Consider the following 24643-nt stretch of genomic DNA (forward strand, 5'->3'; position numbering starts at 1 on the left):
TATGAAAAATCATAAGGTGGTAGATGCACAAGAGATACTTGAAAAATTTGACAAGGAAAGTCAGTTCCGTGTCCAAATCGGTAGATGGGCATACGTCGTTACCTTTCTTGCAGTTTCACTCACAATCTTCCATCTCTATACGGGGGCAACGAGTGTTCTGCCATCGCAACAGCAAGGAGCCATCCATCTTGGTACAGCTTTAGGGATCATATTCCTTCTGTATCCGGCAAAGAAGGCATGGAGAAAAACGCAGAAAAAAGTCCCTTGGTATGATGTGTTGCTGGCGTTTACGGCAATGTATGTGGCGTATCATAAAATATTTTTTTACGATTCCATTCTCCAAAGCAGGGTATCGGGCTATAGCTCAATAAATATCATCATTTCTATCCTGGGCGTATTACTCGTATTAGAGGCGACACGAAGGACAGTTGGTCTTCCTATCGTCATCGTTGCGAGTATCGCGATGCTCTATGCAATGTACGGAAACCTTGTTCCGACTCGTATCTTATCTCACCAAGGATTTTCGCTTGACCGGACGATGACGAACCTTTGGTATCGCGAAAGTGGTGTTTTCGGAACTCCGGTTCAAATTTCCGCGAAATTCATTTTCCTGTTTCTGTTTTTCGGGGTTCTTCTTGTCAATACGCCGATCGGTAGGTTCTTCAACAATCTGGCGTTTTCATTAACCGGGCGTTATACAGGCGGAACCGCGAAGACAGCTGTTGTGGCAAGCGCACTTCAAGGAACAGTATCTGGAAGCTCCGTCGGAAACACTGTGGCGACTGGAAGCTTTACGATTCCAATGATGAAAAAGGCTGGTTTTAAGCCGGAATTCGCTGCAGCAACAGAAGCATCCGCTTCGACAGGGGGCCAAATCATGCCTCCTATGATGGGGGCTGCTGCTTTCATCATGATGGAATACCTTGGCGTCAGCTATTCAACGATTATGCTGGCTGCTCTTATCCCGGCTATCCTGTACTTCACGGGGATTTTCATCGGAACGCATTTCGAGGCAAAACGGCTAAAAATTCATGGGCTGCCAAAGTCCGAGCTGCCGGTTTTCAAGAAAATCTTTGTACGAGATGGTTACATGATCATTCCTCTCTTAGTCATCATCGTTACGATCATGTCCGGCTTCACACCGCAGCGTGCTGCTTTATTCGGAATCCTTTCCGCTGTCGTTATATGGATTTTCAATGCGTATTTCAGAAAGGAATCAGAGTTTAGTTTAAAAAGAGTCATTTATGTACTGGAGCAAGGAGGAAGGGTAGCTCTTCCTGTCATTTCGGCTGTTGCAACAGCTGGCATTATTGCAGGTGTTGTAAGTATGACCGGATTAGGAGCAAAATTTGCTTCGGGCATTATCGCCCTATCAAATGGCTATTTGATTTTGGCGCTATTCTTCACAATGATTGCTTGTATTGTGTTAGGAATGGGATTGCCGACAACCGCCAACTATGTTGTAACTGCAACGATTGCAGCTCCAGCGCTCATCAATGAATTCGGCATTGCGCCGATTGCTGCACATATGTTCGTCTTCTATTTCGGAATCGTAGCGGACATAACGCCGCCGGTCTGCTTAGCAGCCTATGCGGGAGCAGGGATTGCCAAGGCGAACCCGTTCAAGACGGGAGTAACCGCTGTAAAGCTGGCGATTGCCGCTTTCATCATTCCATATATATTCATCTATAATCCGATTCTCGTCTTCGTTGATGTCACTCCAGTGAAGCTCATACTTGCCATCGTCACCGCGTTGATTGGCATGATGGGGGTCAGCAGCGCTGTCATTGGATTCTTCGTACGGAATGCACGCATGTGGGAACGGTTTGTCCTATTTGGTGCCGGTTTGATGCTTATCATCCCGGAGTTGGTATCAAGTGCTATTGGACTTCTGCTAATCGCGATCATCTGGTTCATTCAGAGGAAAAGGCCGGAAGAAGAGGAAAAGCAGGCTGTTAAAGAAGTTGTTGTATAAGAGAAAAGCTGTCGCCCGAAAATGGGTGACAGCTTTTTACGTATTTTACATGAAGAAATTCTCTTCGCCTATACGGTCATACAATCCGCTCTTCTTAAACAAAGACAGCTTCTCTTTCGGCAATTTCTTCACAATAATTCTCACATTCTTTTTGCTAGCGCCATCTAATAAAGCGGATAGCGCAGCCTCGCCCGTCGCGTCAATCATTGATAGATGCTCCAAATCCAAAATGATTTTAGCTGTTCCTTTCGAAAGGATGTCGGGCATCTTATCCTCAAACGCCTTTGCTGTCCCGAAAAACAACGGTCCCTCAATTATAAACTTCGTAATATCTTCTCCGAATCTATAAGTTTCAACATCGGAAATTTTGTCTGAAACAATATGAAGCTTGCCACTCATCTTTCTCAAAAACGAAATAGCTGCTAATAGAATCCCGACTTGGACAGCTACTGTCAAATTGATGAAAATCGTAAGTAAAAATGTCGTTAGCAGTACGATTGAATCGCTAGATCTGACGGACAAAATATGAATGAATGCTTTTCTTGCACTCATATTCCAAGCGACGAACATTAAAATAGGAGCCATCGCTGCCAATGGAATATAAGAAGCGAACGGCGCAAAAACTAAAATGAACAATAAGACGAAAATACTTTGCACCATGCCTGAAACTGGACTGACAGCGCCTGAACGGATATTCGTCGCTGTCCGCGCAATCGCGCCTGTCGCGGGAATACCCCCGAATAACGGAGAAATAATATTCGCGATTCCTTGACCGAACAGCTCCCGCTTCGAGTCATGCTTCGGTCCCTCTTTCATGCCATCTGCAACGACTGCCGACAACAGTGATTCGATTGCACCGAGCGCGGCAATAATCAATGCAGGCTGCCAAAGGCTTACTAGTTTGGACAATGTGATTTGGGGAAATTGGAAACCCGGTAATGATTGAGGAATACCGCCAAACGCAGTGCCGATCGTCTCCACTTTTCCGGGGTACAACAAGACGGATACTATGGTTGGAATTAATAGAGCGAAGAGCAGCAACGGGAGTCGAGGAGCGACTTTCGGCAAAATGAAAATCATAGCTAGACCGATTACTGCGGTGAGCACACTGAAGACGTTTATCGTATGAAGATGCTTAGCGACATCGGTCATATTTTCATGAAAGAACTCCTTGCTTTCCAATCCTGAAAGGCCGAGGAAGTTTCCGAATTGCCCTGTGAAAATGATAATTGCAATTCCTGAAGTGAACCCGATCGTTACAGAGCGAGGCACAAAATGAATGAGATTGCTAATGCCTGCAAAACTCATGATCACTAGGAAAATACCTGCTAGAAACCCAGCAATTAAAAGGTCTTCATAGCCATATTGCAGGACAATTGCTAGAAGGATAGGGATGAAAGCACCCGTCGGACCGGCAATTTGAAAACGGGATCCACCTAAGAGGGCGACGAGAAATCCGGCAATGATCGTCGTATATAAGCCATACTCCGGTTTAACGCCTGAGGCAATTGCAAAAGCCATCCCGAGTGGAATGGCTACGATACCGACAGTGATCCCTGAAAGTAAATCTTTCCGAAATCCAGACGCATTATAATCAACAAAACGCTGATCTTTGAACAAGGCGGTCACACTTCTTCCACTGTATTTGTAAAAATATTTCCTATCTTCATTATAATTGACAAACGCAGTGCTGACAAGGTCCCATACTAAAAGTCGATAGTCCTACGCTTACTACAACAGAGGGCCGCCGCAAAAAGTCAGTTTTGCTGTCTTTCTGGACTGCCCCTCAAAAATCTATGCAAGTTCGGTTTCTTTCAATACAATATGATCATATCCCAATCGTTTCACTAGCTTCGTAATATGCGGCTGCTCGACCCTCGCAACCCGCAATGCTTCCTCCTGAGCAAACGCCTCGCGAGTCTCACCGTCGAAAAGCATCTCGCCATTGCTGAAAATAATCGTCCTTCCGAATGTTTCCGCGACAAAATCCATATCATGCAAAATGCAGATGACTAGCTTGCCTTTTTCATAGAGCGAATGAATGATTTCTTTCACCTTCGCCTTCCCGCATGCATCCTGTCCCATCGTCGGTTCGTCGAAAATGACGATATTTGTATCCATTGCAAGTATCGACGCCATCGCTACCATTTTTCGTTCCGCAAGACTCAAGTCATACGGACTCTCTTCCGCTTTATCCGCAAGGCCGACTAGCGCAAGCATCTCTTTTGCATTTGCAAGAGCTTCCGCCTCTGTTTGTCCGATGTTCAACGGACCAAACATTACTTCATCGATCACTTTATGTTTGAAAATCTGGTCGTTTGGATTTTGGAAAATGAGTCCGATCCGGCTTGCCAATTTAGCAGCGGTCGTTTCGGATAACCACATTCCATTCAGTGAAATTTCACCGGAGTCAGGCTTCAACAATGCTTTCAATAGTTTTACGAACGTCGTTTTTCCGGCTCCGTTTTGCCCGATAATCGCAATTGGCTCACCACTCAACGAGACGTTCAGTCCGCGAATGACATCCCGCCCCTTTTCATAGCTGAAATGAAGATTCCGGACAGTTAGGGTAGCAGTCGTTATTTTATTTGAATCCATTTTATCTACCGGCTGAAATTGAATTTCCCGCTCCATTGGCATCTCATTTAAAGATATTGGATAATATCCCGTCGCTTCATTCCGCAAGCTAAGAGCTCGTGCAATCTTTACGTAGACAGGAGGTTCGACGCCGAATTCATGCAAATCTTCTCTTGAAAAGACTTGGTCAGGCTTTCCATCTTCGATTAACTTTCCGTCATGCATCAAGAGAATCCTGTCAGCGTATGCCGCAAGCTTCTCCATTTTCTGCTCCACCATAATAATCGTCATTCCGCCATCTGCCAACTTTTCAACGATGCGGAACACTTCCTCAGCACCTTGCGGATCAAGCTGGGAAGTCGGTTCGTCAAGAATAAGGACGTCAGGTTTCATGGCGATGACGCTTGCAATGGCGACACGCTGCATTTGTCCGCCAGATAACGAAAATGGATTCTTCTCTTGCAATCCTTCAATATCAAGCATCTTCAAACTTTCACGAATCCGCTCATGCATGACATGACGTGGTACGCCTTGATTCTCCAGTCCGAACGCAATCTCATCATAGACAGTGAACTTGGCTCCTGTCATTTGCGAGAAAGGATTTTCGAACACGAGCCCGACACGAGCGGTAATTTCACTTATGTCATGTGATAAAACATCCATGTCGCCAATATACACATCGCCTCCATAGGCACCTTTAAAAAAGTGGGGGACGAGCCCGCTCAACGCGTAGCATAATGTCGTCTTCCCGGCTGTATTCATGCCGGCGACTCCAATGAATTCGCCTTTTTTCACTGTTAATGAAATATCATTGAGTGCAAAATGGGAGCTATCTGGATACTTATATTTCAAATTCTCTACACGTAAAAGACTCATGAAATGACCCTCCATACGATGACAGCCAAAAAGAAGGCGATCAATGCAATTCGCAGCGGCAACCGATATCGATAGTTTGCCCTCTCATATAAAAAAGACCGTTTCCCTTTGGCATTGAATCCGCGAATTTCTAGTGCGATAGACCGTTCGCGCGTTTCTGTAAGTGAATTCAGGACGACTGGACCAAGGAGGGGAAGGAATGACTTGAATCGCATCCAAAGTCCGCCTTCCGTCTCCATGCCTCGAGCCCGCTGTGCATCAGTTATTCTGCCAGTCAAAGCAACCATTTGCGGGATGATCTGTAGAACTGACAGCAACACATAACCGAACTTCGGCGACATACCTTTTTGCAGCAATGCTTCAACAAGATCATCAGGCTTCGTCGTCAAAATGAGTACGCCGAAAGCTGCGACCATATTGACGACCCGGAGCGTGATGAGAAAGGCGATTGAAAAGCCTTCCTTGTAAATCGCTACCGGACCAATTTCGAAAAGGACCGTCATTCGATCGGGATGAAAAAAACCTTGAACGATGATGATCGAGACAATTAATAGAAAGCTGACCCCGATAACCGGCAAAATGGATTTGGCCACTTTGCCGATGGACAAGATGATGAATGTGAAAAGAAGGATTCCGAACACGGCTAGATGGTTAGATAAAATATATGACGATGCAATGGAAATGAAGACGAATAAAAGCTTTGTCAAAGGATCCGCTAGATGGACCGGTGAATTCCTATGCACGTATAATGTCATGTTGTTCATTCGAATCCCTCCTGCAGGGAATGCTTACAATCTTTCAATATCACTTTGGTTGTTATACATAAGCTTCACGTTTTTCGGTAACCCTTTGAAAATCAAGAAACTGAGCAGTACTGTGACCACTTTGTCGGGCACGTCGACGACGATGCTGTCCGCGAATGAAGCGAGCCAAAGCGGCATGTCTTTTGCAAGCATCGTTGCAAATAATGCATCGCCCCAAACGTTTCCGGTCGTCCCTTCCCAAAAGATAATATTGAGAGGAGTCGATACGATGGCCGCGATGAATCCAACGACTACCCCAAGGACGATTGCTTTACCGATATTCGAAATCCACCCTCTATACGCCATAATCCCGACGACGATTCCGATAACAGCCTGGGTAATTGCATATACGAACGAAACGGGATTCGTTGTAAACCCATAGACGATATTATTGACAATCCCTACAATTGCGCCGACAATCGGGCCTGCAAGCATACTTGCAAGAGCTGTCCCGATGGCGTCAATCCATAATGGCAGTTTCAGAACATCTGCAAATAATTTCCCCAAAAAGTTAATGCCAACCGCCGCTGGAATCAATACAAATGCAGCCGTTGAAAACTGCAATGACCACATACGCTTCTTTTTCATTTGTATTCTCCTTTTCTTTTATAATCAAGATAGATGTCATGACACATGACTATACTAATCTAATATGAAGAAATAGGGAAGCAATTTTTAAAAATATCTACTTATTCTCATCTTATGCGGGCAACTCTATTTGGGCGTCCAAACTTACGGACATTAAAAAAAGACCAAGAGAAGTTCATCTCTTGGTCTGATGCTTGTTATCTAACTGATTGAAGTTGGGTGAAGCGGGTGAAGCCGACAAATTTGTCTTTCCAGTAAGCGGAATCGACTGCTGTGATTTCAACTTTTTTTGTTCCGGCATGAATGAACATGCCGTCACCTATATAAATGCCCGCATGCGAAATGCCTTCGCGATACGTATTTTCAAAGAAAACGAGATCTCCTGGAACTGGCTCGTCCACAGGCTGTGAATTCATGAACATGCTGACAGTGTCCAATCTTGGCAATTGGAGTCCTGCATTTGTGAACACATAATAGATGAATCCACTGCAATCGAACCCTTCAGGAGTAACACCGGCCCATGCATACGGCGTATCAAGAAGCGGCAGTGCCACTTCGACAGACGCAATTTGAATGTCTTGAGCTGATTTCGACAAATTCGGCAAAAGAGGCTTGTCCTTTTCTTCAACCGATTTGAAGAAGCTTGTAGATGAAGTCGACTTCGCGACCGTCAAGCCTTTATTGATCTCTTTCGTACCGACAGTGTTTTGTTTCTCTGGCTGCTTCGTCGCAGCTGGCTTTTTCACGAGCAGTTTTTGAGAAACCTTTATGGAATCAGAAGTAAGATTATTCATCTGTTTCAATTCATCTACAGTCAACTTATGCAGGGAAGCGATTTTCCATAGGGAATCACCAGTTTTAACAGTGTACTCTTCAGTGGCGGCTTCCGCATTGCCGGCAGCGATACATGTCGCAAGAGCAAAAGTGGCCATCACCGAAAAAACTTTCTTTTTCACGCATATTTCCCCCTCTTAGACAAACTTCTATAATTCTATCTTACTAGTATTCTATCCGTAACACAAGAGGGTAGAAAGATGGTGAAACGTGAAAATTTATGAAATAAAAAAACGCTGTTTAGCGCATTGTAAACAGCGGGATCCTACTATTAGAATGTGTATTGCTTCAATAAGTTTTCAAGCTTCAGCGCAAGACCGATATTGCCTTTCACTTTTAGTTTTCCCATCATGAAAGCTGCTGTTGAATTCAAGTTGCCGTCGAGCAATTTCTTAAAATCGCCAACACTCATCTTCAATGCGCAATCGACTTCACCCGGGTCGCCATGAAACGTTTCCGCCTCCCCATCTGCAAACTTCAAGCCGTACATGCCGCCGTCCTCGCCAGCTAAATCGAAAGAATACGACGCATTCATCCCCTCAATTGGTCCTTTATCAGCGCTCAGCTGCGAATCAATTTCAGTCCAGATTTCTTCCATTGTCATCTTTTCCAAATTCATTAGGGAACACCATCCTTACTGTTGAATGAGTGATTATTCATTCACTATACCATATGCTGTCCATAATCATATATATAAATCTCGAAAGAATCCGAATAAAAGTAGACAAATGCGCATATCGGACTGTACACGCGCATAAATACCTTTTTTCACGCATAACATCTCACAACCGTGCATAAATCACTAAATCCACGCATAATCGCTTGCAATAACGCATAAACCGTCCTAATTGCTCATAACCTGATAATTTCACGCATAAACAGAAAATCCATACGAACAGAATTATGAAAAAGTACGTATTATCTCTCAAAAAACATGGGATTTTGTCGATAGAAAGGGGTAGGTATAGTAGTAGGTAGAAAGGGGTTGCATAAGTCCGATGAATCGTACTCAGGAAGAACTCAACATGATTTTGGAGGAACTTCAAAAAAAGCAGGAATTCATATTTATGCAGGCGAAGCAGTCGGACCTTTCACGAAAATCGATTGCCCCTGTCTTAGAAGAATTATGCATTCGCATATCTAATATAATGGCTTGCGATCGAGTGAGCATTTGGTTATTTAATGAGAAACGAACGATTTTGAACGCACAAATTACATTCCACAAAAATAGATCGACTCATACGTCTGGAGAAACAATCCGTGCCGAAGAGTTGCCATCTTATTTTGAAGCGGTCCAACAAGAGCGGATTTTAGCGGTTTCAGACATTGCAATCGATCAGGCGACGAAGGAATTGGTAACCCATCCATTCTGCGTTAATGGGGAAGTGAAGTCCCTAATTGACGCATCAATTATCTTAAGCAAGGGGATCGGCGGAGTCGTCACTTGCGACTCAACCGAACTGAGAAAATGGACTTATTTTGATAAAGTCCTTATTGCATCCATTGCAGATATGCTTTCTTTTATTTTTGACCGGCTTGAGAGAATCGAAGTGGAGGAGCATGTGCATAGGCTTGCATATGTCGATCTATTGACCGGGCTCAATAATCAATATTCATTCACAGAAAAGGTTATGGAGCAAATTGAAGGATTCGAAAAAGGGCAGCGCGGCATCTTCATATATCTCGTAATCGATCAATATACCGATATGCAAAGCGTGCTCGGACCTGATGGCGCGGATCAAATATTAATGATAACAGCGAGTCGATTGAAAAGATTGTTCCCACAGCCTGCTGAAACCGCAAGATTGGCTTTCGATCATTTCATCATTTTTCTCCCTTTTGAAGGGGAATTGGAATGCGAAATGGGTAAGATCGAGCAGATTGTGAATCGATTGAAGCGTCCGATGCATGTAAGCGGACAAGAAATGTATTTGACATTCAGCTATGGGGCCTCCGTCTATCCGGAACATGCGACAAACGTGAAGTATGGTGTTCAGGCGGCATATATGGCATTGCAATCAGGAAAAGAGGCGTTGGTTCGGAAAAGCGGGAGCCTTTACAATCCAGAGATGCATACATATTTGAAAGAGACGATGCTTTCAGAAATGAACTTGCGTAAAGGCCTTGATTTGAATGAATTCAAATTGCACTATCAGCCGCAAGTGAATTGCAGGACAGGAGAAGTGATAGGCTTTGAAGCGTTGATCCGGTGGCAGCATCCGGAACGTGGCCTCATTTTTCCAGGGGAGTTTATCGAGCTCGCCGAATCGACGGGGCTCATCATACCGATTGGAGAATGGGTGATCAAGCAAGCAGCCAAACAGATCCGAGGTTGGAAAGAGCAGGGATTGAAGAATGTAACGGTGTCGGTCAATCTATCACCAAGGCATTTCCTTCATCATAATCTACCATCCTATTTGGATACATGCATCGCCGAAGCGAACATCAAACCGAAAAACATCATGTTGGAAATAACGGAAAATGTCGCTTTGGAAGATACAGAAGCTGTCGCCAACCGGATTAATCTCTTACGAAAAATGGGTTATTCCGTTTCCATCGATGATTTTGGAAAAGGGTATTCTGCATTCATTTATTTACAACATTTTCCGATTCAGCAGATTAAAATCGATCGCCAATTCATCAATGGACTCGGAAATGATCCGAAAAGCTCCGGCATCGTCCAAACTATCATTCATTTAGCCGAAATGCTCGGCCTGCAGACAATTGGTGAAGGTGTCGAAACGAAAGAGCAATGGGATCTTTTGAAGGAGTTCGGCTGTTCTGAGCTGCAAGGGTTTTATTTCAGCAAACCTCGTCCTGTCGAAGAAATTAATGAACTGATCTATCATCATAGACGAGGCGGAAAATTGCTTTTGCCTTCTGTGTTATAATAAAAATAAGCCTTACGCAACGGAAATTTCCGAAGCGTAAGGCTTTATTGTCGTTACAAACATTATGCTCGCAGCGCTATGCTTATGCTCGCAAAAGCCGTTCTTCGTAACGGCTTTCGCTTTTGTCAATTAACGACCAATCGGCCAGTCGAATGGTAAAGATCCCGGTGGGGAATGTTTGATAATGTCGATGACTGGAATTGTATATGCGAAAAGGATAAGAGCGACTGTGATTCCGATCCATAGATACCAGTTTTCCAAGATTTTTGGAGTCGGATCGGCATCCACTTCTTCTTCCGCAATCGGGAATTCCTGTACGCCGCGTGGTGCAAAGAATGCGAGCTGGATGAAGATATAGATCATCATGATGATGCCGATGAATAGAATCGTACCTCCGACAGCTTGTGCAATCTGATAGCTGATCCACGTATCAACTTGCGCGCCGCCAGCGTAATTCGAGAAGTTTGAACGTCTTGGACCGCCAAGGAGTCCTTGAATATGCATCGATGTAGACATGATCGTCATCCCGACTGTCCAAACGATCGTTTGAATGATTCCGAGCTTATTTAATTTTGGTGTCAATCGTCTGCCCGTCAAATGTGGAACGAGCCAATAAGCAATACCGAAATACGTCAAGATGACTGTCGTCGCAACCGTCAGGTGAAAATGACCTGTTACCCAAATTGTATTATGGATGAGCGTATTCATTTGGTGGGATGCATTGACGATACCACCGGCGCCGCCAGGAATGAATGCGACCATACCGATGAATGGTGCAAGGAAACGGACGTCCTTCCAAGGTAAATGCTTGAACCAACCGAAAAGCCCTTTATGACCTTTCCGACGGCCTGTCGTTTCAAATGTCGCAAAGATCGAAAACGCCGTCATCAACGTCGGTATGACAACCATGAATGTCAAGACGACTTGGATGAATTTCCATGTCGGATCAATCCCAGGCTCTGTCAATTGGTGATGGAAGCCGACCGGAATCGAGAACATGAGCAATAGGATGAATGATAGCCTTGCAAGCGAGTCACTGAACAATTTGCCGCCAATAATTTTCGGGATGATTGCATACCATGCCATGTATGCAGGGAGCAGCCAGAAATAGACGAGCGGATGGCCAAAATACCAGAAAAGCGTACGACTCAATAAGACGTTGATTGTCGCCGCGTACCCTAAAGACCAAGGAATGAATTGAATTAAAACAGATGTAGCGACACCGAGAGATGCAATGAACCACATCGCCATATTGATGACGACCATGAATGCGAGCAACGGGGATTTTTGCCCCGGATTCGCTTTCTTCCAAACGTACAGCTGACGGAAGTTGACAAAAACCGCTATCCAGCTGCCGACGATGACCAATGCCAAACCGATGTAAAATGCAGCATGTGCGCGCAATGGTGCATAGAATGTGTACAGTACGTTCGCTTGGCCGACTAAAATCGTCGTCGCTGTGATAATTGTACCGATGAGCATCGTCCAAAACGCAACCCAGCCCCATTTATATTGTTTGTCAGAAATGCCGACCGTTTTCCCCATGAGGGCAAATTGGAAACCGACGATGAAAAATGTTGTTAAGACTAATCCTAGAATGACGCCGTGCACCGTTAAAATCGTGTAGTAGTTAATTCCGAATGGCAATTGGAATTGGCCGGAACGGGACAATGTTTGCAAGAGCCCCATAAGGCCACCGATAAGCAAGGAAGCGAATGTGACATGCATGAACGCCATGTAGAGCCGGGCTTCCTTCTTCGGAAACAGATAGTTTTTCAACATCATTCATACACCTCCACGGTTGCAAACATTTGATGGTGGCCGATTCCGCAATACTCATTGCAGACGACTGTAAATTCGCCGGTGTTTTTCATGACCGTTTCAAGTCGGCTTACGTGTCCGGGCTCAACCATCATGTTGACATTCGTGCCTGCAACTTGGAACCCGTGCACGACGTCCTTAGTAGTGATCTGGAATAAAACAGTGGAACCTTTTGGCACACGGATCTTTTTAACAGGTTTTCCGTCCGCATCTGTGCCGAAATCGTAGTTGAACGCGGAAGCAACAATATTGACGGTATATTTACCTTCCGCCACTTCACGAAGGCCGAGATTTTCAGGTTTGAAAGATTCATGCGCTTCGACGTTTTGTGGGTCGATCGTTTCGATATGACTCATTGGATGTGTCCCTTTCCAGAAAGCTGCGAATCCGATAATTACTAGGAACAGTGCGAGAGAACCCAATCCGAACGTGAGCCAAATCTTTTCGTATTTGTGCAAATGCATCGTATTTCCTCCTAATGAGACTTATTATCTAGATAAAAAAAGTGCGTAAAGGCCGAACCATGTTACTAGGATGAAGACACCTAACAGCATGACTGAGATGAAGGTCCCTTTCAGATTGATGCCGGTATGAGGATTGCCGGATGGTTCTGCCGGGCGCTTCTTGGAATTGCCTGTAGCCATACTTTCCACCTCCTGCATTGAAGTTGTTAGCTCATACTTTTATCATAAGCACGAGGGGGAAATAGAGAATTAGGGAAATCCCTATGAATCTGCAATTTACGAAAGAGTCCACATTTTGTTCACATCGTCTTCAAAAATTAGACATATACGTTTTCGCTAACTAGATGTGTTTCGGAAGAAAAGGAAAGGGAATAGAAGTGTGGTCAATCTTTTTGTGTAAATTATTCGTTTTATTGACCATACTGTTTTTGGAAATTAAAATAAGACAGTAAGACCAAATCTATAATGAAAGTCGGTTGAGAAGAATGGAAAAATGTAAACTTATTCAAGTTGAAAATCCTGATAAAGGAGCGGAACAGTTTTATCAGTTGATAAAAGAAGAGCTTGACCATAATCGACTTCATGTGCTTGGATTGGCAACAGGAAGTACGATGATCCCTGTCTACAAGAAATTGACGGAATCGGAGCTGGACTTCTCGGATGTGACCACATTCAATCTCGATGAATATGTCGGCTTGCCTGCATCCAGCCCGAATAGCTATGCATACTTCATGAAAGACAACTTATTCAACAAGAAAAAATTCAAAGATACGAATATACCGGACGGCATGGCAGAGGATCTCGAAGCAGAGTGCAAACGCTATGAGCAAGCGTTGCAAGAAGCAAAACTCGACATCCAACTACTAGGCGTCGGTGAAAACGGCCATATCGCGTTCAATGAACCTGGCACTCCGAAAGATTCCGTCACACACGTTGCAACATTGACAGAATCGACACTCGGCGTAAACAGCCAATACTTTGAAAACGACGAGAAAATCCCTAACACTGCATTGACAATGGGGATCGCTTCTATTATGAGCGCCAAAAAATTGGTTCTCCTCGCATTCGGTGAGAAAAAACGCCCAGCGATTACAAAAGTGCTCGAAGGCAAAATCGATCCAGACTGGACGATCACATACCTTCTCGAACATAACGACGTTACAATTATTACAGACTTAGAATTTTAAATTTAATGGAAAGCCGTATCCTTGTCGGATGCGGCTTTTTTTTTGGGGGGAAATGACAAGAATGTTTCAAATAGAATATATTGTGGATTTTTGTAATATTTTTGTTACTGAACTGTAATATTGGACGAGCATAGTACATGGTAAAGTAATCTCAGATGATTTATTCAGATAAATAAAAATTCGGGGGATCATATGAGAATACTTTCACGCATGCAAAAGTCGATTGCATTTTTTGCGATTGTCTTTGTATTATTATTCACACCTATCATTGGTCAAGCTGAAGCATCATCATCCGACTCGGCTTCAATTACAGAAACGGCTTCGAGCCTAATTGGCACTCGGTATGCTTATGGCGGCACAACGACAGCTGGATTTGATTGTTCCGGGTATGTAAATTATGTCTTCAATCAACACGGCATTAAGTTATCCCGCACTTCATCCGGTATGTATGCATCCGGGGAAAAAGTCGACAAGAGCGATCTTATCGAAGGGGATCTCGTGTTTTTTAATACAACTGGCAAAGGGGTTTCCCACGTCGGCATCTATGTGGGCGATGGTAAATTTGCACATGCATCAACATCAAAAGGTGTTCGTATTGACGAGCTAAACGATCCTCATTATTGGGGTAAGCGATATGTCGGAGCGAAGCGCATTTCAAGCGCTAATGACGTGGCATTCAATAAATAAAATTCAAAACGGATTCCTCTATGGGAATCCGTTTTTTTATTGTGCGCCCAGCATGGGCGTAGTCTATAGGGTGCAAGTCCCGAACTGTGAAGGCAGAAGTAGCAGTTAGCTTAACGCAAGGGTGTCCATGGTGACATGGAATCTGAAGGAAGCGAGCGGCAAACCTCCGGTCTGAGGAACACGAACTTCATATAAGGCTATGTATGATTGGGTGAGTTTGCAATTCAAAACAAAGCCCTTTCTGCCGAAGGTCATATGTAGTAAATGAAGCAGATAGATGGAGGGAAAGACTACGTTCTTACCTGGGGAGGTCTGATTGGTATGCCAAGTACACTTGGTAACCTACTCAGTGATGGGTAGCTGAACAATCAGAAGTCAGCAGACGCCATAGTACCATTCGAACTCGAGAAGAATGGGAAGGGCTGAACAATTAAGAGAGAACAACATCTTGGCATTCAGCAACCTGCGAAGAACACAGATAACCGATAAGGCATGCTTGAAGGAGGAAGTGGTGAATTCCACGGGGGACTTCGAGATGGTGGAGCAGGACTGGCATAAGAAGAACCGTTGTTCACGGAAAGAGGCGTAACGCATGTTGATGGAGCGAATACTGTCACGTGAAAACCTGCTTTCTGCCCTGAAACGGGTGGAGCGCAATAAAGGAAGCCACGGTGTGGATGAAATGCCCGTACAAAACCTACGGAAGCACATCCTAGAACATTGGGAATCCATGAAAATGGAACTTCTTCAGGGAACCTATGAACCGCAACCTGTCCGCAGGGTCGAAATCCCGAAACCTGACGGGGGTGTGCGTCTATTAGGTATCCCTACCGTGATAGACCGCTTTATCCAACAGGCGATAGCCCAAGTATTAACTTCTCTATATGACCCGACATTCTCAGACCATAGTTATGGATTTCGTCCTAATCGAAGTGCTCACGATGGAGTCAGAAAAGCAAGAGGGTACATACAGGAGGGAAATCGCTGGGTTGTCGATATCGACTTGGAGAAATTCTTTGATAAAGTGAACCATGACAGACTCATGGGGACACTTGCGAAACGAATCAAAGATAAACATCTTCTTAGATTAATCCGTAAATATCTCAAATCGGGCATCATGATAAATGGTATCGTGACAATGAGTGAAGAAGGGACTCCGCAAGGAGGACCTTTGAGTCCACTCCTTTCCAACATCGTCCTTGATGAACTTGATAAGGAATTGGAGAAGAGAGGGCATAAGTTTGTCCGATATGCCGATGACTGCAATATCTACGTGAGAACACAGAAAGCAGGTAATCGGGTCATGAGCTCCATCACTTCATTTATTGAAGGTAAACTTAAGTTGAAAGTGAACCTGAATAAGTCCGCAGTTGACCGGCCATGGAAAAGGAAGTTTCTTGGCTTCAGTTTCACAAGTGGTAAGGAACCGAAGGTTCGCATTGCCAAGGAAAGTGTGAGGCGAATGAAGAACAAAATCCGTGAAATCACTTCAAGAAAGATACCTTATGCGATGGAATACCGGATCGAGAAACTTAATCAATATCTGATGGGATGGTGTGGATATTTCGCACTGGCTGACACGCCAAGTGTGTTTATTAAATTTGACTCGTGGATTAAAAGAAGACTACGAATGTGTATGTGGAAGAACTGGAAGAAACCAAGTACAAAGGTGAGAAAACTCATTGGACTAGGTGTCCCGAGGGGAAAAGCATATGAATGGGGCAATTCACGTAAAAGTTACTGGAGAATATCTAAAAGTCCGATACTACACAGAACCCTTGGGGACTCGTATTGGAGTTCCCAAGGGCTTAAAAGTCTGATATCTCGTTACGAAGACTTGCGTTATCAATCTTAATTGAACCGCCGTATACCGAACGGTACGTACGGTGGTGTGAGAGGTCGGGAGTTAATCACTCCCTCCTACTCGATTTTAATGGAGTGGGAGCTGCGTTATTTGCGTTTTGACGATCAACTTTTGATCAATGGTACATGGAACCCAATTTCATTTACAAGTTGTTTTTTGGGTTAACATATATTACAATATATATTACTAAATTAGAGAGGAGGCAAAAGTGATGGAAACTGTATTCACAAATGTAGTGTTGGAAAAAGGTGTAAAATCATACATGTTACTTGGGGGATTGCTTGCAAAGGGACCAGTCTGTCCTTTTTTAGGCAAACTTCATATTGAAAACAGTGACCGGAAGCTTTTTGCATCCTTACGTTCAAAATAATATGCTCAGATGATTTAACGAATTTTGATTGAAAACGATGTAAAGTTGGGACGCCGGCTCTGTTTGGCGTCTCTTTTTGTGCATATAAATCAAAATGTACAAGATTATCTATTTCATAGAGTATTATGCATTTTTTAGGCGCCGATAAAATCGGTGCCTTTTTTGCATTTTAAAGGAGAGAGATAAGATGAAGATCTTTTTGTGGATTCCGGGTTAGCGGATTTGAAAATAATAAAGACCAATGAATAGAAAAGTAATTAAGGAAGTGTGATCGACATGTTACTACATGTAAATGATATTAGTAAAAGTTATGCAGGTGAACCTGTACTTTCAAATATATCAATGAAGATTGAGGCAGGCGAACGTATTGGCATAGTAGGAGCCAATGGTGCCGGAAAATCAACCTTACTACAAATTATTGCTGGAGATATCCCCTACGAGGGTGGAGCGGTTTATTTGAGGAAGGAAATAAATATTGGTTATTTGCGTCAAAATAATGGACTGCAAATGGAGAATACAATTTGGGATGAAATGCTGAGTGTTTTTTCTAACCTTATTCAAGTAGAACAAGAACTTAGGGAGATAGAGAAAGAAATGGGGGAACCTTCATTACTTGATAACCCTAAGGAATATAATAAAGTTTTAAATCGTTATGCAGCAAAATCTGACTGGTTCATGCGGCATGGGGGCTATGAAATTGAATCGAAAGTTCGTAGTATTCTTCACGGAATGGGGTTCGAAAACGTTCCTCGGGAAACAATCATTAAGAATATTAGTGGTGGTCAGAAAACTAGACTAGCTTTAGCAAAAATACTATTAGAAGAACCAGATTTGCTTATGCTAGATGAGCCTACAAACCATTTGGACTTTGCTACCTTATCTTGGTTAGAAAATTATTTACGCTCATATTCCGGGGCAATTATAGTTGTCTCGCATGATCGATATTTTTTAGACGCACTCGTAACAGGAATTTATGAGATCGAGCGGACAGTAGCTCAACGGTACACCGGTAACTATTCGAAATATGTGGAGAGCAAAGAAAAAAATCGTGAACTTCACGGTAAACAATATGCCATGCAACAGACTCAAATTGCGAAAATGGAAGACTATATTCAACGTAATATTGCCATGGCAACATCCGCAAAAAGTGCAATAAACAAAAGAAAGCAGCTTGAGAGGATTGAACGAATAGATAAACCACTACGAGAACTAAAGAGAACCCAAATGTCATTTTCGATAGAAAATTCATCTCATAAGGAAGTATTGCAAGCTAAAGATGTCTGCATTGCTATCGGTAAAGAAAACAGCCAAAGCACACTATTAAAAAATATAAACTTTCATCTATACCGTGGTGAGAAGGTAGGGTTAATTGGCTCAAATGGTATTGGGAAATCAACTCTACTAAAGACATTAATAGGAGATTACCCACTAGAGAATGGAACAGTAAAGTGGGGGGGGCGGGATTACTATTGGTTATTACGATCAAGAACAAGCTACTTTACATCCTAACAACACTATATTAGATGAGGTGTGGAACACATTTCCGTTTCTTGAAGAGGCCAGAGTTCGTGCTGTGCTTGGAAATTTCTTGTTTACCGGTGAAGATGTGTTCAAAAGGATATCTTCACTTAGTGGCGGTGAAAAAGCACGTGTTGCACTATCTAAACTTATGTTACAAAAAGCAAACGTTTTAGTAATAGATGAGCCTACAAATCATTTAGATTTATTCAGTAAAGGGGTATTGGAAACAGCACTTATGGATTACCAAGGCACAATGTTATTCATTTCTCATGACCGCTATTTTCTTAATAAGTTAGCTGACCGAATAGTAGAGCTCACTCCAACGGCAGCTAATCTTTATAACGGTAATTATGATGATTATATTGAGACTAAATCACAAAAAGGTCTAGCTATTAACAAATAGTTGCCCTTTTCAAAAACAATACGAGACGATTAAAAAAGGAATTAGGGGAAAGAGTCCTCAGTATCACCAATCATCAGAACGAGTTAAAAAGTGTTGTTTAAACTATCTGGCAAAGTGGAGAAAATGGGAACGAGATCTTGAATTAAGCTCATTATTGACCAAGTTGTTCAGACAGGAAAATTAGTCCAGCAAAATAGTGTATTTCATAAAGGCAAACTAGGAGGCAATTTTTATGAACAGAGTAAAAAATAAAGTAGCATTGGTAACAGGGTCCGCTATTGGTATAGGGCAATCAGCGGCATTGCGTTTGGCAGCCGAAGGAGCTAGCGTTGTTGTAGCTGATTTTAATGAAGAAGGGGCAAAAGAAACTGCTGAAATGATTAAAAAAGATGGTGGAGAAGCTATTGGCATTTTTCTTGATGCAAGTGATGAAAATTCTATAAAATCAGCGGTAGAAAAAACAGTGGAGAGTTTCGGGCGCATTGATATTTTGGTGAATAATGTCGGGGTGACAGTTGCTAGAAAGGACTTAGACGTTCTTAATGTTGATTTAGATTATTGGGATCAAACAATGAGAACCAATTTAAAGAGTATTTTATTAGGTAGCCGATTCGCAATTCCTTATATGCAAAAAAACGGAGGCGGCGTGATTATAAACACATCTTCTATGGCTGGTCAAATAGGTGATTCTTCAAGAACTGCTTATGGAACATCTAAAGCGGGTGTAATAAATTTAACCCGTTATATCGCTACACAATATGGGAATGATTATATACGATGCAACGGAGTGGCTCCAGGACTGATTTTAACCCCAACAGCTAAAAAAGATGTGACTCCGGAAATACTGCAGATTTTAGGAAAATATAATGCTTTACCGTATCAAGGTGAGCCTGAAGATGTTGGCAATATGATATTGTTTCTAGCCTCTGATGAAGCAAAATTTATTACTGGTCAAACCTTTGCTGTTGATGGAGGGCTTTCTATAAAGAATCCAACTGTTAATGAAGTACATGAATATATTCAGAGCTTAAGTTAATTTCATGTATTTGAGTCTTATCCACTAAAATATTTTACCCCCATCCAAAATAGGATGGGGGTATGTGTGTTGGAAGAATTAATTTTAAACATCTTTTCCTGTTCGATTTCCTCAAAATCGCGGCTTTCACATTCTATCATTATTGAGGTACACGGATTGTCCAACGGGAGAAGTCGGGCTCCTCTTTTTGAACCATTTCCTTCGGATAAATGAACGTCCATGGTTTCGACGTGTTCGCTTTAACGGAAAGCGGTGCTAAATCGAATGAGCCGCGTGCGACGATTTCGCCTGTCGCATCGACAAGTTCCAATGGAAGCTTTTCGATATTGATCTGCTTTGAGTGCCCATTGCGGATGAAGATGGATGCTGCAATGCTTCCGTCTTCTTGTTTTTTCACTTGGAAACCTGCGAAGTTCACTTCGCGCGGCTTCAACTTCGGCATATTTTCAACTACTTTTTCAAGCGCCTCTTTTTGCTCGGCAGTTAAGCCGTCTTCCCAAGCTTGTTCCAACTCAAGTTTATGGGGCACCATCGATTGTACGTTGAATGCGAGCTTCCAGTTTTCAGCAGGCGGTTCTTCAGCAAAGATGTTTTCCTTCGTGAACACGAATACCCAAGGGCGAGCGCTCTTCCCTGGAATGTCGCCCAATTCCTTCAAATCGAATTCCTGAGATGCCAACGTTTTCCCGTCTGCATCAAGGAGCATCAATTCGACAGAGCCGACAGAAATCGACTGTTCCAATGAAGAACGGAAAAATGATTTAACGAGCCAGCTTCCATTTGCTGGTTCGACATCGATGTCGATGCCGGAAAGGGAGATTTGGTTCGGCTTCAAAGGTTCCAATTCGTTCGCAAGGAAACGGAAAACATATTCCTGTTCTTGAGAAAGAGCCCACTCCGGATGAAGGGAAAGTGTTGTTTCCACTTCATCCGTGCCTTTAGACTGTGCGCTGCCTTCTAAGATTTCTTCTGAATCAATTGTGCTGTCTGAACCCGTTTTTTCGGTTTTCTTAAATAAGTTGAAAAGTTTCATGATTCTTGGGCCTCCTGTTGTTGTGAAATAAGCTTCATAAAGCCGATAACTTCGGATGCGATATTCCGGCGCAGCTTCTGATAATGCGTGCCGAATAATTGCAAACCTTCGCGTTGATAAATACGCATCGGATCTTCTTGTCCATATGACCGCAATCCGATACCTTCCTTAAGACGAGCCATCACATCTAGATGTTTCACCCACATCGTGTCGATATGGCTCAACATCACTTGTGGAATGATTTCGTTCACTTGTTCATTTTCGGCAAACGAATCAAGATACGCAAACAGGTCGGCAACCGGCTCTTCATAAAACTTCAATACGTCTGCTGTCCGTTCCAAATTACGTGGGAGCGTGACCGTTTCAAGTAATAGTCCGTTCATCGTCCGCTCAATTCGGTCGAAATCAAAGTTATCCGGAGTTTCATGTTCCGGGCAGCTATCATAGACGACGAATTCTACGGCCTCGGACACCATTGTCTTCAATTGATCGAGAAGGTTCGTACGTTCAAGAACTTTATCCCGCAACGAATAAAGAACGCCGCGTTGATCATTAATGACATCGTCGAGTTTTAAGTTGTACTCACGCATAGCGAAATGTGCACCTTCAACGATCCGCTGTGTACGTTCAGTCAGCTCGTTCACATCAGTGTTTTGGACGAGTCCATCTTCATTCACAACGACTTTTTTATTGAACTTCTCAAGATCTTCCTTCGCGAAGCGTTTGAACATGTCATCTTCAAGCGAGAGGAAAAATTGGCTTTCGCCGTGGTCCCCTTGACGTCCTGAACGTCCGCGCAGCTGGTTGTCGATCCGTCGGCTTTCGTGCTTCTCCGTGCCGAGGACGAATAGGCCGCCGAGTTCTTCGACGCCTTCACCGAGCATAATATCCGTTCCGCGTCCCGCCATATTTGTAGCAACTGTAATATGGCCTCGTTGACCCGCTTGGGAAATGAGATCTACTTCTTGCTCTACGCTTTTCGCATTCAATAGATGATACTCAAGTTTTTCACGGTCTAAAAACTCCGCAACCTTTTCAGATTGTAAAATAGAAGTCGTTCCGACAAGCACCGGTTGTCCTTTTTTATGGCGCTCCGCCACTTCCTTCGCAACCGCTTCATATTTTTGGTCGATTGTCTGATACACCCGGTCTGGTGAATCGATGCGGGCACGAGGACGGTTCGTTGGAATTTGGATAACTTCCATGTTATACACTTCACGGAATTCCTTTTCCTGTGTCTTTGCCGTCCCCGTCATACCGCTAAGCTTCGGATACATCCGGAAATAGTTTTGAATTGTAATTTGCGCTTGGGCTTTATTTTCATCAGTGATCGGCAAGCCTTCCTTCGCCTCGATCGCTTGGTGAAGACCATCGGAAAGGGTACGGCCTTCCATGATCCGGCCCGTGAACATATCGACAAGCTCAATCTTGTCATCTTTCACAATATAATCGACATCACGTTTGAAAATGACGTAGGCGCGAACGGCTTGAATCATATAATGATAGAGTGTTTGATGCTCAAGTTCGTACAGATTATCGATGCCAAACGCTTTTTCCACTTTCTCGATGCCTGTTTCCGTTAGTGAAGTCGCTTTCGTTTCTTCATCAAATTCAAAGTCCACGCCTTTTTTGAAACGCTTCGCAAGTCTCGCTGCGATGAAATGAAGATCAGGATCCGCTTGCATTTTACCTGCAACGATCAACGGCGTTTTCGCTTCATCTATTAAGACGCTGTCCACTTCATCGATAATGGCGAAGTGATACGGACGCTGAACCTTTTGGGAAGTATGCTGGACCATATTGTCACGGAGGTAATCGAAACCAAACTCGGTTCCAACGCCGTATGTAATATCAGCCATATATGCTTTCTGCTTCGCAGGTCCTTGCATCATCGGGACGTTCAAGCCGACCGTCAATCCGAGAAAGCGGTGGATCTGACCGATTTGATCATAGTCTCGTTTTGCAAGATAGTCGTTAACAGTAATAACGTGTACGCCTTTTCCTTCAAGCGCGCGCAAATAGGATGGAAGGGAAGCGACAAGCGTCTTTCCTTCACCAGTCGGCATTTCAGCGATATTGCCTTCAGCCAATACCATTCCGCCGATCAGCTGCACGTCAAAATGACGCATGCCCAATACCCGCTTGGATGCTTCGCGGACAACAGCGAATGCGTCTGGAAGGATTGCCTGTACGGTTTCGCCTTCTTGGATTTGCACTTTGAACACTTCTGTCATATGTGCAAGTTCTTCATCAGATAATGTTTCGTATTTTGATTCTAAGTCATTTATGTGTTGGACAACTTTACGATATTTGCGAAGTTGTCGTTCGCTCGTTTGATTTGAACGTTTAAAAATTGATAACATATGATGGACGCTCCTTTATTTAATCCTTCTATTAAGGATACAGGTTCTATTTTATCAAACTATGTACGAAAAGACTACCTTGTTAAGAAATCGGAAGCAACAGAGTGGCGTACTCTATCTTACAAAAGGGTAAGGTAGTATTGAGTGTCCAATTTCACTAACCTGGGTGCTTTCAATTCAGAGCTGTGCTATAATACTTGTGGCTAACTAAATTATTGTTATTTACGGGGAGGAAGGACATGTTATTCCTTGCAATGGCTGCTGCATTCATAGCTTCCATCATACTGACTCCGCTCGTCATAAAATTCGCGTTCCGTATCGGGGCAGTTGATCATCCGAATTATCGGAAGGTGCATGCATCCGTCATGCCGCGTATCGGAGGGATGGCAATTTTCGGTGCGTTTGTCATCGGTTATTTATTGCTTCGTCCATCAGATGAGCATGCTATCGGAATTCTTGTTGGAGCCGTCATCATCATTATTACAGGCTTCCTCGATGATATGCTTGAAATTACCGCCAAGACGAAGATGATCGGCCAACTGGCTGCAGCGATCGTCGTCGTTACGTGGGGCGGCTTACAAATTGAATTTATTAACTTGCCATTTTTCGGCCCGCTTGATTTTGGCTATTTAAGTATCCCGATCACGATTCTTTGGATTGTCGGCATTACAAATGCTATTAATCTCATCGACGGATTAGATGGACTGGCGGCGGGTGTTTCCACGATCGCACTCATATCCATCTCTGTCATGGCGATGATCATGGGAGAAATGTTTGTTGTCGCGACAGCTGCCATTTTGGCTGCTAGTGCACTAGGCTTCCTGTTCTATAATTTCCACCCAGCGAAAATATTCATGGGGGATACGGGAGCTTTATTCCTTGGCTATATGATTTCGGTATTGGCGCTGTTAGGATATAAAAACGTCACGATGATTTCACTTATCATTCCGATTATCATCCTTGGCGTTCCGATTTCGGATACGTTCTTCGCCATCATCCGTCGTGTGCGGATGAAGCAAAAGATTTCCGCGCCGGATAAATCGCATTTGCACCATTGCTTGTTACGAGCAGGATTCTCTCATCGGCAGACTGTCCTGATCATCTATGGGCTTGCTATTCTTTTCGGTGTAGCGGCAGTTCTTTTCTCGCAAGCGACTGTATGGGGCGCGATTGTACTAATCATTGTCATGCTTCTCGCAATCGAGTTGTTCGTTGAAATCATTGGTCTCGCCGGAACGAATTACAGGCCATTATTGAATTTAGTTCGTATGATTGGAAAATAATGAATGCTGTAGAATACGGTGATATGCGAAACTTCGCATATCACTTTTTTTATTGCGTACATAAAAA

At 43.4% G+C, this 24643-nt stretch carries 19 protein-coding genes and 1 pseudogene; 9 read left to right on the top strand and 11 right to left on the bottom strand.

Annotated elements, in window-relative coordinates:
- The first annotated feature begins 1 nt into the window (after position 1).
- Positions 2-1975 (top strand): TRAP transporter permease, encoded by a 1974-nt coding sequence (locus AC0L13_RS04685; RefSeq protein WP_473644470.1) that lies wholly within the window; start codon positions 2-4, stop codon positions 1973-1975.
- A gap of 45 nt (positions 1976-2020) precedes the next feature.
- On the opposite strand, the gene AC0L13_RS04690 is transcribed toward AC0L13_RS04685, so the two are convergent.
- The 6 genes from AC0L13_RS04690 to AC0L13_RS04715 form a co-directional block, all read right to left on the bottom strand.
- Positions 2021-3604, bottom strand: coding sequence for a SulP family inorganic anion transporter (locus AC0L13_RS04690; protein ID WP_473644472.1), 1584 nt, complete (start codon positions 3602-3604; stop codon positions 2021-2023).
- 165 nt (positions 3605-3769) lie between these two features.
- The gene (locus AC0L13_RS04695) at positions 3770-5428 is read right to left on the bottom strand and encodes an ABC transporter ATP-binding protein (protein ID WP_473644474.1); all 1659 of its coding nucleotides are present in this window, start codon (positions 5426-5428) and stop codon (positions 3770-3772) included.
- Positions 5425-6192 (bottom strand): energy-coupling factor transporter transmembrane component T family protein, encoded by a 768-nt coding sequence (locus tag AC0L13_RS04700; RefSeq protein WP_473644476.1) that lies wholly within the window; start codon positions 6190-6192, stop codon positions 5425-5427. The genes AC0L13_RS04695 and AC0L13_RS04700 overlap by 4 nt, the downstream gene beginning before the upstream one ends.
- Positions 6193-6216: 24 nt before the next feature.
- Positions 6217-6819 (bottom strand): ECF transporter S component, encoded by a 603-nt coding sequence (locus AC0L13_RS04705; protein ID WP_473644478.1) that lies wholly within the window; start codon positions 6817-6819, stop codon positions 6217-6219.
- A gap of 197 nt (positions 6820-7016) precedes the next feature.
- Positions 7017-7775, bottom strand: a complete 759-nt coding sequence (locus AC0L13_RS04710; protein WP_473644480.1) for a C40 family peptidase — start codon at positions 7773-7775, stop codon at positions 7017-7019.
- A 149-nt stretch (positions 7776-7924) separates the two neighbouring features.
- Positions 7925-8272, bottom strand: a complete 348-nt coding sequence (locus AC0L13_RS04715) for an SCP2 sterol-binding domain-containing protein (protein WP_473644482.1) — start codon at positions 8270-8272, stop codon at positions 7925-7927.
- A 379-nt stretch (positions 8273-8651) separates the two neighbouring features.
- Between AC0L13_RS04715 and AC0L13_RS04720 the strand changes: the two genes are divergently transcribed.
- Complete coding sequence (locus AC0L13_RS04720; RefSeq protein WP_473644484.1) at positions 8652-10544, top strand: sensor domain-containing phosphodiesterase; 1893 nt, start codon at positions 8652-8654, stop codon at positions 10542-10544.
- Positions 10545-10673: 129 nt separating this feature from the next.
- On the opposite strand, the gene AC0L13_RS04725 is transcribed toward AC0L13_RS04720, so the two are convergent.
- Genes AC0L13_RS04725 through AC0L13_RS04735 form a run of 3 tightly spaced genes read right to left on the bottom strand, consistent with a single transcriptional unit; the run spans position 10674 to position 13009 of the window.
- Positions 10674-12329: a b(o/a)3-type cytochrome-c oxidase subunit 1 gene (locus AC0L13_RS04725; protein WP_473644486.1), complete on the bottom strand. Its 1656-nt coding sequence runs from the start codon at positions 12327-12329 to the stop codon at positions 10674-10676.
- Positions 12326-12829 carry a cytochrome c oxidase subunit II gene (locus tag AC0L13_RS04730; RefSeq protein ID WP_440499897.1) on the bottom strand — a complete coding sequence of 168 codons (504 nt, stop codon included), beginning with the start codon at positions 12827-12829 and terminating at the stop codon, positions 12326-12328. The genes AC0L13_RS04725 and AC0L13_RS04730 overlap by 4 nt, the downstream gene beginning before the upstream one ends.
- A gap of 24 nt (positions 12830-12853) precedes the next feature.
- Entirely contained in the window at positions 12854-13009 is a 156-nt protein-coding gene (locus tag AC0L13_RS04735) for a cytochrome c oxidase subunit 2A (protein WP_473644488.1), read from the bottom strand.
- A 305-nt stretch (positions 13010-13314) separates the two neighbouring features.
- Between AC0L13_RS04735 and AC0L13_RS04740 the strand changes: the two genes are divergently transcribed.
- From AC0L13_RS04740 to AC0L13_RS04765, 6 genes and pseudogenes are all read left to right on the top strand, one after another.
- Positions 13315-14016: a glucosamine-6-phosphate deaminase gene (locus tag AC0L13_RS04740; protein WP_473644490.1), complete on the top strand. Its 702-nt coding sequence runs from the start codon at positions 13315-13317 to the stop codon at positions 14014-14016.
- 192 nt (positions 14017-14208) lie between these two features.
- Entirely contained in the window at positions 14209-14703 is a 495-nt protein-coding gene (locus tag AC0L13_RS04745) for a C40 family peptidase (RefSeq protein WP_473644493.1), read from the top strand.
- 592 nt (positions 14704-15295) lie between these two features.
- Positions 15296-16558, top strand: coding sequence for a group II intron reverse transcriptase/maturase (gene ltrA / locus AC0L13_RS04750; protein WP_473639970.1), 1263 nt, complete (start codon positions 15296-15298; stop codon positions 16556-16558).
- Between the two features lie 220 nt (positions 16559-16778).
- Positions 16779-16937, top strand: a complete 159-nt coding sequence (locus AC0L13_RS04755) for a hypothetical protein (protein ID WP_473644495.1) — start codon at positions 16779-16781, stop codon at positions 16935-16937.
- Positions 16938-17213: 276 nt separating this feature from the next.
- Positions 17214-18861, top strand: a pseudogene (locus AC0L13_RS04760) (ABC-F family ATP-binding cassette domain-containing protein).
- Between the two features lie 232 nt (positions 18862-19093).
- Entirely contained in the window at positions 19094-19897 is an 804-nt protein-coding gene (locus AC0L13_RS04765; protein WP_473644497.1) for an SDR family NAD(P)-dependent oxidoreductase, read from the top strand.
- A 139-nt stretch (positions 19898-20036) separates the two neighbouring features.
- On the opposite strand, the gene AC0L13_RS04770 is transcribed toward AC0L13_RS04765, so the two are convergent.
- Both AC0L13_RS04770 and secA2 read right to left on the bottom strand, forming a co-directional pair.
- Positions 20037-20930 (bottom strand): accessory Sec system S-layer assembly protein, encoded by an 894-nt coding sequence (locus AC0L13_RS04770; protein ID WP_473644499.1) that lies wholly within the window; start codon positions 20928-20930, stop codon positions 20037-20039.
- Positions 20927-23293 carry an accessory Sec system translocase SecA2 gene (secA2, locus tag AC0L13_RS04775; protein WP_473644501.1) on the bottom strand — a complete coding sequence of 789 codons (2367 nt, stop codon included), beginning with the start codon at positions 23291-23293 and terminating at the stop codon, positions 20927-20929. The genes AC0L13_RS04770 and secA2 overlap by 4 nt, the downstream gene beginning before the upstream one ends.
- A 239-nt stretch (positions 23294-23532) precedes the next feature.
- Between secA2 and AC0L13_RS04780 the strand changes: the two genes are divergently transcribed.
- Positions 23533-24576, top strand: a complete 1044-nt coding sequence (locus AC0L13_RS04780) for a glycosyltransferase family 4 protein (protein WP_473644503.1) — start codon at positions 23533-23535, stop codon at positions 24574-24576.
- Positions 24577-24643 lie beyond the last annotated feature (67 nt).

Source organism: Sporosarcina sp. QA0331, from assembly GCF_055808055.1.

What these genes read in the sequence shown, in the direction of transcription:
- AC0L13_RS04685 (WP_473644470.1), top strand. Translation starts at nt 2, where the DNA reads ATGAAAAATCATAAGGTGGTAGATGCACAAGAGATACTTGAAAAATTT.
- AC0L13_RS04695 (WP_473644474.1), bottom strand. Translation starts at nt 5,428, where the DNA reads ATGAGTCTTTTACGTGTAGAGAATTTGAAATATAAGTATCCAGATAGC.
- AC0L13_RS04700 (WP_473644476.1), bottom strand. Translation starts at nt 6,192, where the DNA reads ATGAACAACATGACATTATACGTGCATAGGAATTCACCGGTCCATCTA.
- AC0L13_RS04705 (WP_473644478.1), bottom strand. Translation starts at nt 6,819, where the DNA reads ATGAAAAAGAAGCGTATGTGGTCATTGCAGTTTTCAACGGCTGCATTT.
- AC0L13_RS04715 (WP_473644482.1), bottom strand. Translation starts at nt 8,272, where the DNA reads ATGAATTTGGAAAAGATGACAATGGAAGAAATCTGGACTGAAATTGAT.
- AC0L13_RS04720 (WP_473644484.1), top strand. Translation starts at nt 8,652, where the DNA reads ATGAATCGTACTCAGGAAGAACTCAACATGATTTTGGAGGAACTTCAA.
- AC0L13_RS04725 (WP_473644486.1), bottom strand. Translation starts at nt 12,329, where the DNA reads ATGATGTTGAAAAACTATCTGTTTCCGAAGAAGGAAGCCCGGCTCTAC.
- AC0L13_RS04730 (WP_440499897.1), bottom strand. Translation starts at nt 12,829, where the DNA reads ATGCATTTGCACAAATACGAAAAGATTTGGCTCACGTTCGGATTGGGT.
- AC0L13_RS04735 (WP_473644488.1), bottom strand. Translation starts at nt 13,009, where the DNA reads ATGGCTACAGGCAATTCCAAGAAGCGCCCGGCAGAACCATCCGGCAAT.
- AC0L13_RS04740 (WP_473644490.1), top strand. Translation starts at nt 13,315, where the DNA reads ATGGAAAAATGTAAACTTATTCAAGTTGAAAATCCTGATAAAGGAGCG.
- AC0L13_RS04745 (WP_473644493.1), top strand. Translation starts at nt 14,209, where the DNA reads ATGAGAATACTTTCACGCATGCAAAAGTCGATTGCATTTTTTGCGATT.
- ltrA (WP_473639970.1), top strand. Translation starts at nt 15,296, where the DNA reads ATGTTGATGGAGCGAATACTGTCACGTGAAAACCTGCTTTCTGCCCTG.
- AC0L13_RS04755 (WP_473644495.1), top strand. Translation starts at nt 16,779, where the DNA reads ATGGAAACTGTATTCACAAATGTAGTGTTGGAAAAAGGTGTAAAATCA.
- AC0L13_RS04765 (WP_473644497.1), top strand. Translation starts at nt 19,094, where the DNA reads ATGAACAGAGTAAAAAATAAAGTAGCATTGGTAACAGGGTCCGCTATT.
- AC0L13_RS04770 (WP_473644499.1), bottom strand. Translation starts at nt 20,930, where the DNA reads ATGAAACTTTTCAACTTATTTAAGAAAACCGAAAAAACGGGTTCAGAC.
- secA2 (WP_473644501.1), bottom strand. Translation starts at nt 23,293, where the DNA reads ATGTTATCAATTTTTAAACGTTCAAATCAAACGAGCGAACGACAACTT.
- AC0L13_RS04780 (WP_473644503.1), top strand. Translation starts at nt 23,533, where the DNA reads ATGTTATTCCTTGCAATGGCTGCTGCATTCATAGCTTCCATCATACTG.